General features: G+C 53.1%; 12 protein-coding genes. 6 read left to right on the forward strand and 6 right to left on the reverse strand.

Annotation, left to right across the window (positions count from 1 at the left end; translation table 11 throughout):
• Nucleotides 1-117: 117 nt before the first annotated feature.
• Complete coding sequence (locus tag BM123_RS18000) at nt 118-2715, reverse strand: T9SS type A sorting domain-containing protein (RefSeq protein ID WP_090171387.1); 2598 nt, start codon at nt 2713-2715, stop codon at nt 118-120.
• A 261-nt stretch (nt 2716-2976) separates the two neighbouring features.
• Between BM123_RS18000 and BM123_RS18005 the strand changes: the two genes are divergently transcribed.
• The 3 genes from BM123_RS18005 to BM123_RS18015 all read left to right on the forward strand — a co-directional run bounded on the left by BM123_RS18005 (nt 2977) and on the right by BM123_RS18015 (nt 6014).
• On the forward strand, nt 2977-3663 hold the full coding sequence (locus BM123_RS18005) for a hypothetical protein (protein WP_090171390.1): 687 nt from the start codon (nt 2977-2979) through the stop codon (nt 3661-3663).
• A 205-nt stretch (nt 3664-3868) separates the two neighbouring features.
• Entirely contained in the window at nt 3869-5290 is a 1422-nt protein-coding gene (locus tag BM123_RS18010) for a DUF92 domain-containing protein (RefSeq protein WP_090171393.1), read from the forward strand.
• Nucleotides 5291-5414: 124 nt separating this feature from the next.
• The gene (locus BM123_RS18015) at nt 5415-6014 is read left to right on the forward strand and encodes a TIGR04282 family arsenosugar biosynthesis glycosyltransferase (protein WP_090171396.1); all 600 of its coding nucleotides are present in this window, start codon (nt 5415-5417) and stop codon (nt 6012-6014) included.
• A gap of 95 nt (nt 6015-6109) precedes the next feature.
• On the opposite strand, the gene BM123_RS18020 is transcribed toward BM123_RS18015, so the two are convergent.
• A complete protein-coding gene (locus BM123_RS18020) occupies nt 6110-7171 on the reverse strand; it encodes an AI-2E family transporter (RefSeq protein WP_090171398.1) in 1062 nt (353 codons plus the stop codon).
• Between the two features lie 159 nt (nt 7172-7330).
• Nucleotides 7331-8101, reverse strand: coding sequence for a hypothetical protein (locus BM123_RS18025; protein WP_090171401.1), 771 nt, complete (start codon nt 8099-8101; stop codon nt 7331-7333).
• Between the two features lie 134 nt (nt 8102-8235).
• On the opposite strand from BM123_RS18025, the gene icd reads away from it, so the two are divergent.
• A complete protein-coding gene (gene icd / locus BM123_RS18030; RefSeq protein WP_090171403.1) occupies nt 8236-9462 on the forward strand; it encodes an NADP-dependent isocitrate dehydrogenase in 1227 nt (408 codons plus the stop codon).
• 107 nt (nt 9463-9569) lie between these two features.
• Here icd and BM123_RS18035 read toward each other — a convergent pair whose 3' ends face one another.
• From BM123_RS18035 to BM123_RS18045, 3 genes are all read right to left on the reverse strand, one after another.
• Complete coding sequence (locus tag BM123_RS18035; RefSeq protein ID WP_090171406.1) at nt 9570-10256, reverse strand: sulfotransferase; 687 nt, start codon at nt 10254-10256, stop codon at nt 9570-9572.
• Nucleotides 10257-10353: 97 nt separating this feature from the next.
• Nucleotides 10354-10935, reverse strand: a complete 582-nt coding sequence (locus BM123_RS18040; protein WP_090171409.1) for a DUF2911 domain-containing protein — start codon at nt 10933-10935, stop codon at nt 10354-10356.
• 221 nt (nt 10936-11156) lie between these two features.
• Complete coding sequence (locus BM123_RS18045; protein ID WP_139211940.1) at nt 11157-11996, reverse strand: alpha/beta hydrolase; 840 nt, start codon at nt 11994-11996, stop codon at nt 11157-11159.
• A 357-nt stretch (nt 11997-12353) separates the two neighbouring features.
• Between BM123_RS18045 and BM123_RS18050 the strand changes: the two genes are divergently transcribed.
• Complete coding sequence (locus BM123_RS18050; RefSeq protein WP_090171548.1) at nt 12354-15155, forward strand: TonB-dependent receptor domain-containing protein; 2802 nt, start codon at nt 12354-12356, stop codon at nt 15153-15155.
• A gap of 39 nt (nt 15156-15194) precedes the next feature.
• Nucleotides 15195-16844 (forward strand): T9SS type A sorting domain-containing protein, encoded by a 1650-nt coding sequence (locus BM123_RS18055; protein WP_090171416.1) that lies wholly within the window; start codon nt 15195-15197, stop codon nt 16842-16844.
• Nucleotides 16845-17003 lie beyond the last annotated feature (159 nt).

Below are 17003 nucleotides of genomic sequence, written 5' to 3' on the forward strand. Positions count from 1 at the left end.
CGAAGTTACCTGCGGTAACGAGCATTCACAATGACTACACGGCTCAGCTCGACGCCGGAGGCGTCATCGTCCAGGACCTAAGTCGCATATCCAAAATCAAGAATCGCCAATCAAGAATCACCGCACCACCACCCGTTGCCCCAACCCAGTCACCCGGCCATCCGTATCCAGCGGCTGCACGAAGTACAGCCCCGGAGCCAGCCCTTCCAGCGATAATTGCGTCTGCTGGCCGGTAGCCACTACCCGTCGCATTTCCCGCCCGCCGATGTCGTACAAGCGGTAACCACCCGCTTTGCCCTCCACAGTCGTGGAACCACTGGCGGGGTTAGGATAGATGCGGGGAGCAGCGCCTCTTGCCAGCGGCTCATCAATGGACACGAGCTGCTCCACCTGGAAATCCCAGGCACCCCGGCCGTAGGTGCCGAAGCGGGCGATGTTACGATCTTCGAGGAATTCCACCGAGTAGTAGCGCATGGTGGGGGCGTACTGACCGGCCAGGTCAAACCACCGTTCTTCGCTGACAACATAAACGAAGGGTCCTGCCTCCGTAGCCGCAAAAATCAGACTCTCGGTAGCGTTGGCCGTTAACCCATGAACGACCGTTGGCGGCAGGCCGTCGCTGGCCGGGAAGAAGTTCTCCCCGCCGTCTTCTGATCGCCAGACGGGCGGATTACTGTAGCCCGAGCCGCCCAGCCATACGGTCTCGGCTTCCGTTTTGGAAGCATGGATCGCCTGCCCGTAGAGGTACCAGCCCGACGGTAAAAAGTTGAGGGTTTCTGACCAGCTTTCGCCCCGGTCGTCGGAGGCAAAGAAACGACCCTGATCCGTGGCTACGTAGAAGCGGTCCGGGTTGAGAGGAGAATAGCTCATGGCAGAGATCTGACCGGCGGCAGCGTCTTTGAAGTCAAGGGGAAGGTCACGGCCCGTCATGGCTCCGTAGTGAACGTCATCCTCGTCCCGGTTCAGGTCAACTTCCACCAGGAAGGAGCCCGCGCGGGCGGTATCCGAACTGCCGCCAGCGATGTAGAGTTTCACCTGCCCGTCTAAGCGTGGAGGAGACATCATCGGCGTAATCCAGATGAATTCATCCGGGCTTTCAATTTCGTAGCTGCTCCAGCCCAGGCCATTCTCTTCGTCCAGTACGTCGTAAAAACCGTAGACGAAGCCACCGGGGTAGGCGGTAAAGAAAACGTTCCCCCCTTCGGCAAAGTCGAGGTGACCATAATCCCCACTAAACCATTGATAGCCGCCCAGCACGTTGCGTCGGCTGCTGTCGTTCTCGTCCAGTATCTGGAAGCCCTGATCCTGAGAGCCGGCATAAATGATGTCCCGGTCGCCGGGGTTGGTGCGCACGTCGTAGTACTGAGCCACGTTGAGGCCTTCCTGAGCGACGCTATACCACATGCTGTCGGCTGGGTTGAGCAGGTTGAGGCCACCGTGGTTACTCACCAGCATTTGAGATTCGCCGTCGGGGTCCGTTATTTCGGTCAGGCGCATGATGTCAGCGTGGAGGTAGCGGACGGGGTCGGCGTAGTAGTCGTTCCAGCGGTTGGGGTAGGCGAAGGTTTCGCCTCCGTCGCGGGAGACCCAGAGCTCAACGGCGCCCCAGGCGACGAAGTCGGGGTCGCTGGGGCGGACGTAGATGGATTGGTAGCGCCAGGGGACTTTGTCCAGGCGGGGCATCTCCCGCCAGTCCAGGCCGTCGTTATCGCTGCGGAAGAGCTGGTCGTAGGCCTGAAGGAAGATTCTCAGGCTGTCCGTTCCGGGCTGTCTGGCCGCGGCTATTCTGGAACGGTAGCTGCCGGTTCTTTCTACCGGGACAGAACTGATGAGGCGAAAGCTTGCGCTGCTCCGGTCCAACTCGTAAAGGTTGACGCCTGCATTATCGCCCGTTCGTTTCATGGCGGCGAAGAGACGATCCGTTCCGGGTGGGTTATACAGGTGGGTAATGGTCTGGTTCCCCTCCACGGTGGCCAGCGGCGGGCCGGGCAGTTGATCGTAGCTGATGCCACCATCTACAGAATGGAATATTTCATAATTGCCCCGGAGAATTTGTAGGGTCGTGAAGACCTCGTCGTCGATAACCTGTGGAGAGAAGAAGTTGTCCATCGCGGCTTCATCGATGACGTTGCCGTTTTCCCGGACGGTGGCGAATTCCCAGCTTTTCCCGTCATCGGGGGAATACATCGGCCGACTGTCGGAGAAGGCCAGCAGGTGGCGGCCGGCATCAACGGGCACCAGCCCCAGGAACTCCCGGTCGAAATAAATATCGTGGTTGACGAGGCGGTAAGCTTCGCCGGTATAATCCATTTCCCAAATGGAACCACCGGCGGACATCAAAAACAAACGATTAGCATCCGTGGGGTCCTGCACGACGTCGAAGACGCTGCCGGCGGTGTACTTACTGCCGCGCTCGAACCACTCCCCGGTCAACAGGCCATCCGCAAAGGACTCGCTGCTCTTTTCCGTGAAACGCCCCTGCCGTTTGCGGTGGCGGGCCATGGCGTTATGGCTTTCCAGTTTCCGCCAATCTGTACCGGGGGCTGCGCGGTGAAGGCTCTCCAGCCAGCGTTCGTGGCGGTTTTCCTTGTCGGCCCCTTCATGTTCCCCTTCTACCCGAATATCAATAGGGGCGCGTTGGGGTAATTTTTCCTGGGTAGAGTTGCAAGCGGTTAATAAACCAACTAACAGAAAGGGCAAAATCAAAAATTTCATGGGTCTGGCTTTGGAAAAAGAGCGTGACTAAAGGTAATGAATGCCATTTAATCGCCTTGTCGGGGCGCGGACGCAGGTGCAAGGGGGAGTTGATCTGCAAGGTTTTACCGGACGCTCAAAGCGTCCGGTAAGGACCTTCGAACGTCTGCGCCCTTACCCTTCCATTGCACCTGCGGCCGCGCCCAGCTGTTCCTGCGTAAACAATTTGTGTTTTTGGCCGACAAACGCTACATTTGTAAGCGTATTCCTTATTGATGTCCAATGAAAAAACAAAAGGTAAACCGGAAGTATAACTTCCCCGATGCGGATCTCTACCAGATGTGTATGGATGCCATCCGGATGGCCAGGCGGGACCTGAAAAGCTTTAAGACCTATGGTTATGATGGCCATCGACTCAAGGGGTTTCACAACCGTTGCCAAAAATTTGTTGACGTCCCTGACGACGATGAGCTGCTGGGAGACCAGATGATCGTTACCGACAAAAAGTACGAAGCATCCGAAAAGGTAAAGCACGCCATTCGTTCCATCATGACCCGGGTGCGCGTCAAATTCAGCAACCGGACCGGCCGGTACCGTAAGTTCGGTACCGCGAAAATTGGAGATATGACGGACGCGCAGCTGCTTTTCTGCGGCCGACGGGTCATTCGTGTAGCCAGGGCACAATGGAACTTTCTGGAGGAAACCGGACTGAACGAAAGTCACCTCAAAAAACTGGCCGATGCCTGTCAGAAATTTGAAACGGCCATGAATATCCAACAGGATAAAGTGGCGGATCGGGACATTGCCGTGGAATCCCGGATCGATATCGGAAACCTGCTCTACGAAGAGGTGATCAAGGTATGTGAGATTGGTAAAGATATCTGGGCGGAATCCGACCGGGCCAAGTACGAGGCTTACTGCATTTACGAGAGTAATAATGAGCAGAAGAAGATCGCTAAAGCGAAGTAGACGGGGAAAGTCGCTTCGCTCTTTTCCCTTTAGACGGGCTGCGCCCTTTTAGACGAAAGAGATCGCTTCACTTCTCTTTCTTTTAGACACCGCTTCGCGGTTTTTGGGCGCTGCGCTTTCAGAGCTCCGATATAGACACCATCTTTACGTTCAGCGTTTGCCGCGCCAAAAAAAAAATTAATCGGCTAAAAGTGCATTGCTGAACATGCTTATTGCTCTCGTTATCATTGTTTTTCTAACTACGGTAGTATGTGAAGTTGGTGCTCGGCGGGAGTGGCTGCCTTACTGGATCATTAGAAAAATTCTTCATGTAGTAGCCGTTGGAGCTTGTGCAGTAGCCACCCTTGAGATTGATCGGCAACTATTAACGGATATTGTAACAATAGCGGAGATCTTGTTGATCGTTTTGGTCGCTTCCGGTAAACTGATGCGGGATGAGACGGGACGCCTGGCCTGGGGTGTCGTCTGGTTTCCGCTTGCCTTTCTCATGCTCTTACTGTTTGATGTTGACACGAAAATCGTTGCTTTCAGCATGGCGGTATTGGCCATCTGTGATGCGTCTGCAACGGTAGCGGGAAAGCTGCTGGCTAAGAATACCTACCAATTAACGGGCGACTCCAAGAGCCTGGCAGGAAACGTGGGGTTTGTGATTTCTTTCATCATCCTGTATGCGCTGGCGGGGCCAATTATTCCTGCACTAGATTTCACGGGCGTTTGTTGCATTGCCGTTATTGTCGCCTCGGCGGAGGCCGTCGGTTCCCGTGGATTAGACAATATAACCGTGCCAATTTCCACGGCCTTCCTGTTAGGAGCTTTTGTAACGGAGCCTATCAGTTCTTCCGCTTTGCTTCTTTTGATCGTCTTTGGGGCGATGTTCGCCCTCCTTCCCCGTATTCAAAAAAGTCTGACGGGAGGAGGAATTGTTGCCGCAGTTTTATTGGCTGTCGTCGTTGCTGTCGGTTCCCGGAGTGTGGAGTGGTTGTTACCGCTTTTTGTCTTTTTCGGCAGCAGCCTGTTGATTGGGAGAATCTTTCCCGCAAACACTATTGCCAGTGACGCCAAACACCAGCAACCACGGGATGCTACTCAGGTGTTCGCAAATGGATCGGTCTACGGCTTTTATGCGGTTTTTATGTGGCCAACGGAAGACCTTCTCTATTTCCTGCATCCCCAGACTGAAGTCTGGCTACTCAGTATTATGGCCATGGCCACGGCGGATACCTGGAGTAGTGAAATTGGTCAGCACTTCAAACAGCCTACCTATGATCTGCTCCGCTGGCAGAAGGTACCACCGGGTTTGAGTGGAGGGGTGTCAATAGCCGGAACGCTTGCCGGATTAGCCGGGGCGGCTTTCCTCGTGGGGTGTTGCTTTTGGCTTCTCCCTCACTACCGGTTTGAGTTCAGCTTGAAGATTATCCTGTTTGGCTTCCTGGGGATGCTGCTTGATAGTCTCCTGGGTTCGTTGTTACAGGCAAAATATCTTGACTCAGCCACCAATCGCCTCAGCGATACACCCTCCGGAAACGGAGAACTCGTGCGTGGCTATAGTTGGGTGACGAACGATCTGATCAACTTTCTGGCGATTTTGATCGGCGTAACCGTTTTTAGCTATTTGATGTTGTTTTAGCTTTGTACTGCCGAGTTCCATCGGCAGTACAACTACCGATTCAAAACGCTGTTCCCAGCAAAGATTGTAGTACCGCCCTGCCACTACTATCATACTACCACTACTACCAACTACCATACTAACAATGCCCGCTCTCCTCCTCTTTGTTAAGAACCCCATTCCCGGTAAGACGAAAACCCGTCTTGCTGCCTCCGTCGGCAATGAAATGGCGTTGAAGATGTACCACCAGCTTACGGACTGGACGCGAGAGCAGGCCCTGGGCCTGGAAGGTGTTGATCGTTTCGTGTACTATTCTAATGAGGTTGATACTACGGACGAATGGCCCAACGACCGCTTTGCCAAGCGCTTACAGCATGGCGGCGGGCTTGGAGAAAGAATGGAACAGGGCTTTCGGGAAGTATTCGCTGAAGGGCAGGATCGAGCCATCATTATCGGCAGCGATTGCCCGGGGATCACGACAGATTACCTGCAAGAGGCCTTTGCGGCGCTGGACGACCATGACCTCGTCATCGGCCCCGCCCTGGACGGAGGATACACCCTGCTGGGCATGAGAACCCTGGAGACCTCTCTTTTTCGGAACATGGAATGGAGCACCGAACGGGTTTTGCCCGATACGCTCGACCGTGCGGAAGCAGCAGGTCTGAGCGTCCATCAACTCGCTCCGCTTTCGGACGTAGACTACCTGGAAGACTGGCAGAGCTACGGCTGGCCAATGCCGGAGTAGAGGCTTTGATGGTGGAGGAAAAAGCCGCTTGGTCTTTTAGCGCCTCAAAATCAATATTCTCGCCCACAAGGTGTAGCCGTCTGCTAGTGCAGCGTCTACCGCTCCTCTTCTAAGGTGTCAATTGCTGATATCTTTCCGTCTTTACTTAACAGAATGGCAACGTAACGAGTAGTGGGGAACTGAGCACAAATGATGATGATCGCCACGGTAATCGGGACGCTGAGCAACATGCCAACAATGCCCCAGAGCATGGACCAAAGGATGAGGGACAGTACCACCACGAGGGGGCTGATGTTCAAGGTGTCTCCCATCAGGCGGGGTTCCACAATGTTACCAATCAGGATTTGAATGAAAGTAACGCCGATGGCGACGATAAGAAACGGCGTCAGGCTGTCAAACTGCACCAGAGCCAGAAAAGCAGGGAGCGCTGTAGCCGTAGTGGAGCCAATGGTTGGGATGTAGTTGAACAAAAAGATCAGGAAAGCCCAGAACAGGGCAAAGTCGAGATTGATGGCTACCAGGACAATCCAGCTTAGCAGAGCAGTAATCAGGCTGGTGAATGTTTTTACCCCGAGGTACGTCCGCATGGCCGTATTGATCTCTTGTAAGACAACAGAGAGTTGGTTGGATTCGTCAAGGCCCAGGCCCAGTGCGGTCATCTTTTTACCGAAAGCGGTTTGCTCGATCAGGAAGAAAAGAACGTAGAGTAATACGAGAAACAACCCCTTGGCAAAGTTGGTAATGGTGTTGAGCAGGTCAGCGGAATAGGTCCAGAGTTGGTCGCCAAGAGCAAAACTGTCCAAAGTAGGAGCTTCTGCGTCCGGCCGGAAAATTTCGTACGCCCGGGCAATTTGTGCATCGATTCTTGGAGCGTATTTCTGGCTGTCCACCACAAAACTCTGAATGGTGGCAACAACGGTGTCACCTACGAGGTAGAGAGACAGACCGATAAATACCAGAGACATCCCTAACGTCAGCGCATTCGGAAGCCTGGCGCCAACGAGGGGAATATGGCGGAACAGATTGTTCAGCGCGTTCACCAGGTACCAGATCACCAGGGCCATGAAAATGGGGACCAAATAGGCCTTGCCCACAACAATCAGGGTCAGCAAGAGACCGATCGTTAAAAGCCAGGCTGCTACTTGGGTGATTTTCATAGGACTCAGGGCTTAAAGAGTGCCGGAAAGTGACTCCTGCGGAATCATTAGCGGAACACCCTTGCAATTTAGCAGGTAGAAAATAAGAACGCCTCAAGCATGGCATTCAATATAGACACTAACGGATAGTTGTCCGCATTTGTATCCTCTTCATGGCAATTATCCTTCATAGATTAAAACACCAGAGCTGAAGTCTTTGATGAACCCGAGGCAGTTCTTCCGGGGTTTACAGATGAGGTAGCCCCGGCAATCATAGAGGTACTGCCCCGAAGGAGACTCGATGAGGTAGACGAAGCGCCCATCATCCCAGGGGTAGCGGGTAATGTAGGTAGCGCCTACACCAACGGCAAGATCTAGTAACCAACGACTAGGCCTGTCGTAAGACTCGCAAACAACCGGGCGGGCTACACCGGAGCTTACCCGTAGTAGCCGCATACAGGTTATTCGGATGACGGCGTCTGCATTGCCGCAGGTAGAACCTTCGTAGTTTTTCATGAATTCATAACCGATACTGATCCGGGTGCCGGCTTCGAGTGGGTCTCCGCGTGGTGTGGCGCCCACCAGAAAAAGGTTTCCTTCATCTGACTCCAGCAAAATGCCGCAACCATCAACACCATCGTAGTTTCGTACCTCTACGGCTATGTGGCAGCTATTGTCAGGGAAGGGGAGGGAAGGGGCATTAGTCTCCGCCCGGCGGAGATAGGGCTCATAAATAGTTTCTGGAATAGCCGGAGGAAGAAAGGGGCCGAGGATTTCACCTTCATCGCCCTGCAGGGTTACTTCCTGCTGGCCTGGTGGTATGCTGTCAGGCGCTGTGCTCAGAGAAGGTTCCGTAATGATCGCGGGCGCTTCCTTCGTTGTCACAACTTTGGGGGAGCCACAGCCAATCAGGAGGGCCAAAAGGAGAAAAAAATAGAGGAGCTTGTTCAATTCTAAAATATTTGGACGGTAAACTACTATTCCACTTACATAGTTAAGTCTAATAGCCGCGCAAATTTTGTTATTTTTGCCCGCCTATCGCGCATGTTTGCGCTACTAACTACTAAGTAAATACAAAATAATCCATGAGCGGAACTAAAATTACCCTCGCCAACGGCAAGCTGAACGTACCCAGCGACCCCATTATCCCTTTCATCGAAGGAGATGGTATCGGTCCTGACATCTGGGCTGCGGCCAGTCGTGTTCTGGAAGCTGCGGTGGAGAAAGCATACGACGGCAAGAAGCAGATCGTCTGGAAAGAAGTATTGGCGGGGCAAAAAGCCATGGACAACACTGGTGAATGGTTGCCACAAGCAACGCTCGATAATATCGAAGAGTACCTGGTTTCCATCAAAGGCCCCTTAACCACGCCCGTTGGTGGCGGTATTCGTTCCCTCAACGTAGCACTTCGCCAGAAGCTGGATCTCTACGCTTGTGTTCGTCCGGTACAGTACTTCGACGGAGTGCCCAGCCCGGTGAAGAACCCCGAACACGTAGACATGATCATCTTCCGGGAAAATACGGAAGACATCTACGCCGGTATCGAATTTGCCGAAGGCACGGACGAGAACGCTGCCTTCCTGCAGTGGCTCAAGAGCAACTACCCCGAGCGCTACGCGAAGGTGCGCTTCCCGGAAACAACCGGCATTGGCATTAAGCCCGTCAGTCAGGAGGGAACTAACCGTCTTGTCAAGGCGGCCATCCAGTACGCTATCGACAACAACAAAGACAGCGTCACCCTCGTCCATAAGGGCAACATCATGAAGTTTACGGAAGGTGCCTTCCGCGACTGGGGCTACGAATGTGCCGCACAAGACTTCGGTGGCGAAGAGCTCGACGGCGGCCCATGGCACGTCATTAAGCACGAAGGCCGGGAGATCATCGTAAAAGATGTGATCGCTGACGCCATGCTGCAGCAAATCATTCTTCGTCCCAAAGAGTACGGTGTAATTGCCACCCTTAACCTGAACGGTGACTACATCTCCGATGCCCTTGCAGCACAGGTGGGAGGTATTGGTATCGCACCCGGTGCTAACATCAACTACAACACTGGTGTTTCCATCTTCGAAGCTACTCACGGTACTGCACCAAAGTATGCGGGACAGGATAAAGTAAACCCCAGCTCGGTCATCCTCTCCGGAGAGATGATGTTCCGCTACATGGGATGGACGGAAGCTGCTGACCTCATCATCAAAGGCCTTAACGGTGCTATCGCCAAAAAGCGCGTTACTTACGATTTCGAACGCCTCATGGACGGAGCCACCCTCCTGAAGTGTTCTGAATTTGGCGATGAGATCATTGCAAATATGTAATTTAGGCGGGGGCTAACCCCGTTCTGCTTCGGCCGCTGGCCGAATACGATAATACCTGAGCTGATTTGTAGGTATTGCAGGGCTCCCGGCATTACGCCGTGGAGCCCTTAGTAATTCCCTACCCGTACTTCGAGTACCGAAGCAGGCAAAGACTTCAGGTTTAAAAATGCTGCCACACGAGCTAACTCTTCCTCCGCTGATGGAGCAGTGAGTAGCCCGTAATCCAGAAAGTAAGTTTGTTCTGCAGACAGGTCCCGCTTAGCCATCGCCAGGTGTTGCTGATGGATCTGCCGGAATTCGTCTTTATGACTCTCTTCGGTCAGCATTCCCATCGTGAAGGCCGATTGAACACACTCCTCTACGTCCCGAAGGATGTAAATTGTCCGGGATTCCGGAAGACGGTTTTGCCAGAATACCAGGCTCTGGACGGGCCACTCCGGTAACTTAACTCCCCAACGGCTGCACCTGGCGGCCGTCGCAAAACCCAAACAGAGTTGATCAAGCAACTCAGCATGGAGGGAGAGGTAGTCCGTTATGTTGGGCAGAAGGTCAGGGATCCACTGATTGACCTTTCCTTCCCGTACCTCAGCCATTATCCCGTCCCGCCACTCGCTATTGTAGGAGTAGTTTTGTTGCTTTATCTGAAGCATCATCCCTGCCTGCAGCAGGTCGTTCGCGGCTGATTCCCCAAAAATCATCGCCTCTCCGGAAGCAATACAAAGTCTTTGCATCAGGGTAGTGCCTGATCTGCGGGCGGGGGCAGCAATAAAAATGGGGCTTTGTGCTGAGGTCATATGGGGAAGATAATCCTTAATGTTCAAATGAACTTAAACATAAAAGCCCTTCCCGAAAGCATCGGAAAGGGCTTTTGCACCAGGTCTGTTGACCAGATCAGTCCATCAGCATTATCGGTACTTCTGCGAAGGTCTTATCCCAGCCCATTTTCAGGTGGACAACACCAGCGCTTGCCTCGTAAAGCGTGATGGAGAAATTTTCGATGACTTCATCAGACTTGCCGGTAGGTACTGTGATGGTCGCTATGTTATGCTCAGGCTTGTAGGCGTATACACCCCAGCCGTCAACGTCGAGAGAGAAGAACACTTCCCAGTTGTCGGCATTGGGAATGGCGCCAATGGTGTAACGGCCAGCGGGAACGATGGCATCACCAATTTTGACCGGTGCATAAAACTGAATTTCGGTCGTTTCGTTAGCGCCCAGTCGGTAGGGCTCTCCATAGGGGGCCAGGTCTCCTCCCCAAACGTCGCGTCCTTTCTTGTAAGGGCGGCTGTAGAGCACCCGGATTTTAGGCTCCATGGCCAGGGCTGCACTGTCCGTTTTGGCGAATGCGCGAAATGCGGCACGGGCGGGAAAGTAAACGGCATCCAGCGGGCTTTTGTCCAGATCGCCAAAATCCTGAGCGTTAAGACCAAGGCCAACAACCGTAGCCAATAGTAAGAGTGTCATGCGGAGCATGGGGAAATGTTTTTAGTGAAAAGGATAGTTCTACAAGACAAGGACAATCGGGAAGCGGGATGGGTTGAGTGCCCGGATTAGAATGAAGGTGCAGGCCGGGGGAGTTGGATTGGCAGGACTAGAAAAAGATTCTTTAGATGAACTCCCTCTCCGCCTTTCTCCTTCCCGCTGCGGGCCCCGCGTGAATATTCAGCCGCGCAGCGAACAGCCGTCCGCGGGTATCAGCGCTCCTGAATCCACTGTAAGAAATCCATCACGACGGTACCCCAGGTTTCGGGTTCATGTTTACCGCCCTCGACCTCAACGTAGGTGAAGTCCTCTTCTTCTTTTTTTCCCTTGTCGGCCAGCAGGGCCATCAACTGCAGCGTATCGTCAATGGCGTCAATGATGCCGTTTTGGTTCCGGTCATCGGTTTCGTCTTCGGTTCCGGCCATGAACCAGAAGCGGACGGGGGGGACTTTTTTACTGCGGCGGACGTAGTCATGCACGATGCGATCCGCATCGGGTTTGCTTTGGCGAAAGGCCTTGTGTCGCCACCAGAGGGCACCACTGAAGACACCGGCAGCGCCGAATTCACCGGGGTTACGCCAGGCAACGTCAAAGGCATTGAGGCCACCGAGACTGAACCCCGCAATGGCTCTCCGGCCGGGAAGCTGGCGAATATTGAACCGGCTTTCCATCCAGGGTATCAGCTCTTGCACCAGAAACCGTTCGTACTGTGCTGCCTGGTCACCTCTGCCTTCATAATCGAGCCGGCCGGAAGTTCCGTATTCCCGCATCCGGTCACCAGCGTGCACGCCCACTACAATAACCGGGGCGAGGCTGCCGTCACTGAAGGCTTCGCGTAGTTGATGCTCAAAATCCATGCGGGGCAGATCCTGTCCGTCGTTGAAAACAACGAGGTTGAGCAGCCGCCAGGGAGGGACTGCAGGGCGGTATACGTCGATCATCACGTCCCGGTCCAGTGCCTCTGCAGGCATCAGGTAAGACCGTTTGATCAAATGGCTGTTTCGGGAAAGAATACTGCCCAGCAGCTGGCGTATGTAGGGGATCGGTAACATGCCTGACAAAGGTAAGACCGGGAAAGGCGGAAATCGCAGGTTTTTAAGGAGGATGCGCTAAGGGAGCAGCCTTTATACTTGCGGCTTACCTTTGCTTACCGTGCTTTGGGGGCGCTGACGCAGGTGCAGAGTAACCTTGCTCAGCAGTGTTCGCAACCCGCATTGCCCCCTGAAAGCCATTTTTTGCACCTGCGTCCGCGCCATAGTGTTGTATTGTAACTGGCTGATTTACAAGTATTTTACCTGACATTAAAGCGTTAAATATTCTTTTAGGAAAAGTCCCCAGCGAATTTTCACTAAATTGCAGCCCGGAAAATTTTTTATTTTCCTTTTTCGATCATGTTGCTTATCCAGTATATGAAACTATCTCTCTGTTTTGCCACCCTCGTGTGTGTCTTGTTTTGTGGAACGCTATGTGCCCAGGTAACCCTGAAGGGTAAAATTCTGGACGGTACAAACGGCGATGAACTAATCGGCGCAAGCGTTTTAGCCAAAGGAACAACAACGGGTACCGTTACCGATATTGACGGTAGCTGGGAACTAACGGTTACTGGCTTGCCAACGATTCTGCAGTTCTCTTACATTGGCTATTCCCCTATGGAAGTAGAGGTTACTTCTTTGGATCAGGACCTGAACATTCGCCTCGGAGACAATGCCATCACCACGGATGTTATTGAGGTTAAGGGGCAACGCATAAGCGATAAACAGCGGCAAGCAGCACTTACGGTGGAAACACTGGACGCTATTGCCATTAAAGAAACGCCAGCCGCTAACTTTTACGATGGTCTGGGTAGCCTGAAGGACGTTGACCTCACGGCCGCCAGCCTTGGGTTCAAGATTGTCAATACCCGCGGCTTTAACTCTACTAACCCTGTGCGCTCCCTCCAGATCATTGATGGGGTAGACAACCAGAGTCCCGGCCTCAACTTCTCCCTCGGAAACTTCCTCGGAGCCTCCGAACTGGACGTAAACCGCGTAAACCTGGTAGTGGGAGCTTCCTCTGCTTTTTACGGCCCGAACGCCTTCAACGGTGTTATTGCCATTGAAACCAAGGACCCTTTCCTGCAGAAAGGTCTGTCCGCACAAATTAAAGTTGCCGAGCGTAACCTGATTGAAGGCGGTTTCCGCTGGGCCGATGCCCTGAAAAATAAGGACGGTAACGAGTGGTTCGCCTATAAGCTCAACGCCTTCGGCTTCCGGGCTGATGACTGGGTAGCTGACAACTATGACCAGGTCTTCGATACCGAAGTGCCGGCTACTAACCCCGGTGGGTTCGATGCCGTTAACCGCTATGGTGATGAAGCCAGCAGCTCTACTGATTTTGGCTTCCTCCGCACGCGGCCGGGCCTGGGGCATATCTTCCGTGGCGGCTTTAATGAAATCGACCTGGTGGATTATGACTCTCAAAACCTGAAGTTTGGGGCCGCTTTCCACTTCCGCTTGCAACCAGAGAAAACACTGGAAAGCACGGAGCTTCTGCTCACCTCTAATTACAGTACGGGAACTACGGTATATCAGGGAGACAACCGCTTCAGCCTGCGGGACATTCAGTTCTTCCAGCATCGGGTAGAGCTTCGCAAGCGGGACAACTTTTTCCTCCGCGCTTACGTCACCCACGAAGACGCGGGTAACAGCTATGACCCTTACTTCACGGCCATCAAGCTGCAGGAAGCCGCTAAAAGTGATGGTGCCTGGGCTGGTGACTACTCTGCTTACTGGCAATCGGTGGTTACTCCCCAGATTCGTAACCTAGAAGGATGGCCCAGCTGTTTCCCCGGAGACTGTACCCTCGCCGAACAGGACGCCCTGCAACGGGACTTCCTGGCCATGCCCCAAAACGCCGTTTTATTACAGGAGTTCCACAACGATGCCCGCCAGGCTGCAAGCCTGGAGCGGGGCATTAATAGTCAGGACGAGTTCGTTGTAGGAACGGACCGTTTCAACCGGGCCTTCGATAGTATCACCTCAACGCTGGCTAATGAAGGCGGTACCCGCTTTTTTGACCGCTCTGCCTTGTACCACCTGCATGGTGAGAAGAAGTTCGACAACGTTTGGACCCCCAATGAAGACAGCCGTCTGGAAGTAACCGTCGGTGCTAACGGGCGCTTGTTTACGCCCGATTCCCGCGGCACCCTCCTGCTGGATACCATGGGACGCAATATCGACACCTGGGAAGTAGGTGCTTACGGTGGAGGTACGCTTCACCTCAATAACAGATATAAAGTCAGTGCCAGCTTGCGGGCCGATAAGAACCAAAACTTTAACCTGCTCTTTAGCCCGGCAGCAAGTTTCGTGTTTACCCCTAACCCCAGCACAACTGCGCGGGTGTCTTTCAGTTCTGCCATCCGTAACCCTACCCTGAATGATCAATACCTGTTCTACAATGTAGGCCGGGCGATCCTGTTGGGTAATATTGATGGTGTTAGTGGGCTGACGACCGTTGAAAGTGTAAGAGATTTCTCTAATTCCGGAAACTCAGATGACCTGGTTTTCTTCGATGTTGACCCCATTCAGCCAGAACAGGTCCGGACACTGGAAGTCGGTTACCGCTCTACGGTTTTTGAGAAGCTTTATCTTGATGCTACTTACTACTACAGCTTCTACCAGGACTTTATTGGCTTCAACCTTGGGGTAGATCTTGGCTTCGTTAATTCGCAGATTACGAGCGCTCAGGCTTACCGGGTTGCGGCTAACGCTACGGATCGGGTAACTACCCAGGGCTTCAGCCTTGGTGCAAACTACTATTTCGCGCGCTACTTCTCCTTAAACGGAAACTACAGCTGGAACACGCTGAATACGGCTACGGATGACCCCATTATCCCTGCCTTCAACACCCCTGAGCACAAGTACAACGTTGGCCTGAGTGGCCGGGATGTACCCTTCAGCTTACTCGGAGATGCCGTTAGCGAGTTCGGTTTCAGCATCGCCTACAAATGGGTCGACGGCTTCATCTTTGAGGGCTCCCCGCAGTTCACGGGCTTTATTGAAAGCTATGGCCTGCTGGATGCACAGGTGAACTTCGAAATTCCTAAGATTAACACGGTTATTAAGATTGGCGCTTCGAACATTCTTGATAACCAGGTATTCCAAGTATACGGCGGGCCACAGATTGGCCGCCTTGCTTACTTATCCGCTACCTATAACTGGAAGCGGAAATAAAATCGATCAGTTTTATCGCTCTAAAAATGACTACGTATTATGATTAAAAAGCTTACTTCACTTCTAGTGCTGTCGCTTCTCCTGGTGGGAGGGCTGATGGCGCAGACCCGTTACGTTGATAAGGTGTTTTCCGATGTATCCGTTGAGATGGATCTGACTTACTCCACCAACATCGATCCGCTGGCCATTTCTCAGGGAGCTACGGGGCCGACTCCACAGCTAATGAATGTCTATCAGCCAGTGGGAGATACGGTGGATACCCGCCCGGTGGTAGTGGTTTTCCATACCGGAAACTTTCTTCCTCAGTACTTCAACGGAGGCCCCTACGGTGCTCGTAATGACTCCGCTGTCGTAGAAATCACGACTCGCCTGGTAGAACGCGGGTACGTTGGTATTGCAGCCACTTACCGTAAAGGATGGCAGCCAACGGCTGCTGCGGATTCTATCCGTACCGGTAGCTTGCTCCAGGCAGTATACCGTGCCTCTCAGGATGCTCACGCTATGGCCCGTTTCCTACGGAAAAGCGTAGCGGAAGAGGGCAATCCTTACGGCATTGATACCAGCCGGATCGTCTTCTTTGGCATCGGCTCCGGTGGTTACGTTGTGCAGACGCACAATTACCTGGACCGGACCGACGAAATCCTCCAGAACCTGAATTTTTACACCCCCTCCGGCATTCCACTGGTAAACGAGAGCGTCAATTCTAACCCACAGGGTACCATCCTGACGATGCAGAACGTACCTAACCACGTAGGGTACAGCTCTGAGGTTGCCTTTACCTACAATGTTGGTGGCGCCCTTGGCGATACGCTCTGGATGGATGGAACGAGCAATGAAGCTCCCGCTGCATCACTGCACTCTTTATCTGATCCATTTGCCCCCTTTTACGCAGGTACCGTAATTGTACCTACTAACCCTCCCATGCCGGTAGTAGACGTACAAGGTTCTAACCTGGTGATGCTACGTGCGAATGCAAGAGGAAATAATGATGTTCTTGCTCCGGCGAATGCATTGTCACTCGATCCCATTTTTGATCCACTGTCCAGTGTTCTTAACCAAATCACTGCTGGCTATAAAACCGTACAAACGATGTCTCCCATCCAGACCGCTACGGCTGATGTTTTCCAGCTGGGACAAGATAACCTGTGGACGGTTCTCCGTACCGCTGGTGGCGAAACCGGTGCATCCGGCGCTACGAGTGGCCTTCAGAACTGGTTTGACGAGGCGACGCTACGTGGTACTATCGCGGCAATCAATGCTGCTATTCCAGATGCTAACCTGAGTGCGGATGATATCATCAACGGCGAAGACCAGACGAACCCAAACCGGGCAAACCCCACTGCTGCCAAGGCATTCGTTGACACGATCATGGCTCACTTCATTCCACGTGCTTACTACGCTCTGGATATTGACGCGCTTGTTTCCACCAACGACCTGATCAGCAACCAGTCTATCGGCCTGGAGGTATTCCCTAACCCCGCCAGCGAAGGTTTCACCGTTCGTACGGAGCAGGGACACCCCATCCGTTCCCTGCGGGTAATGGACATGAACGGTCGCATCGTTACTTCCCTGACGGGCATCAATGCTACCTCACGTTTCGTAAACCGGAATAACCTTCCGCGCGGAGCCTATCTCCTCCAGATCCAACTGGACGAAGGAACGACGGCCCGTAAGCTAATTCTTGAATAAGGAATGTAGCGGTTGACCGCTTTCGATAAAAAGCCTCCACTGTCCTTTTCCGGATGGTGGAGGCTTTTTTAATGTCCGGAAACCCAAAATTTTGGGGCGCTGACGCGGGTGCAGTGATCGCTCTTAGATAGCAATGGAATCTATCACTGCGTGCTATTC

The sequence above is a fragment of the Neolewinella agarilytica genome, from assembly GCF_900110645.1.
GTDB lineage: Bacteria > Bacteroidota > Bacteroidia > Chitinophagales > Saprospiraceae > Neolewinella > Neolewinella agarilytica.

What these genes read in the sequence shown, in the direction of transcription:
- BM123_RS18050 (WP_090171548.1), top strand. Translation starts at nt 12,354, where the DNA reads ATGAAACTATCTCTCTGTTTTGCCACCCTCGTGTGTGTCTTGTTTTGT.
- icd (WP_090171403.1), top strand. Translation starts at nt 8,236, where the DNA reads ATGAGCGGAACTAAAATTACCCTCGCCAACGGCAAGCTGAACGTACCC.
- BM123_RS18010 (WP_090171393.1), top strand. Translation starts at nt 3,869, where the DNA reads ATGCTTATTGCTCTCGTTATCATTGTTTTTCTAACTACGGTAGTATGT.
- BM123_RS18055 (WP_090171416.1), top strand. Translation starts at nt 15,195, where the DNA reads ATGATTAAAAAGCTTACTTCACTTCTAGTGCTGTCGCTTCTCCTGGTG.
- BM123_RS18015 (WP_090171396.1), top strand. Translation starts at nt 5,415, where the DNA reads ATGCCCGCTCTCCTCCTCTTTGTTAAGAACCCCATTCCCGGTAAGACG.
- BM123_RS18045 (WP_139211940.1), bottom strand. Translation starts at nt 11,996, where the DNA reads ATGTTACCGATCCCCTACATACGCCAGCTGCTGGGCAGTATTCTTTCC.
- BM123_RS18005 (WP_090171390.1), top strand. Translation starts at nt 2,977, where the DNA reads ATGAAAAAACAAAAGGTAAACCGGAAGTATAACTTCCCCGATGCGGAT.
- BM123_RS18040 (WP_090171409.1), bottom strand. Translation starts at nt 10,935, where the DNA reads ATGCTCCGCATGACACTCTTACTATTGGCTACGGTTGTTGGCCTTGGT.
- BM123_RS18000 (WP_090171387.1), bottom strand. Translation starts at nt 2,715, where the DNA reads ATGAAATTTTTGATTTTGCCCTTTCTGTTAGTTGGTTTATTAACCGCT.
- BM123_RS18035 (WP_090171406.1), bottom strand. Translation starts at nt 10,256, where the DNA reads ATGACCTCAGCACAAAGCCCCATTTTTATTGCTGCCCCCGCCCGCAGA.
- BM123_RS18020 (WP_090171398.1), bottom strand. Translation starts at nt 7,171, where the DNA reads ATGAAAATCACCCAAGTAGCAGCCTGGCTTTTAACGATCGGTCTCTTG.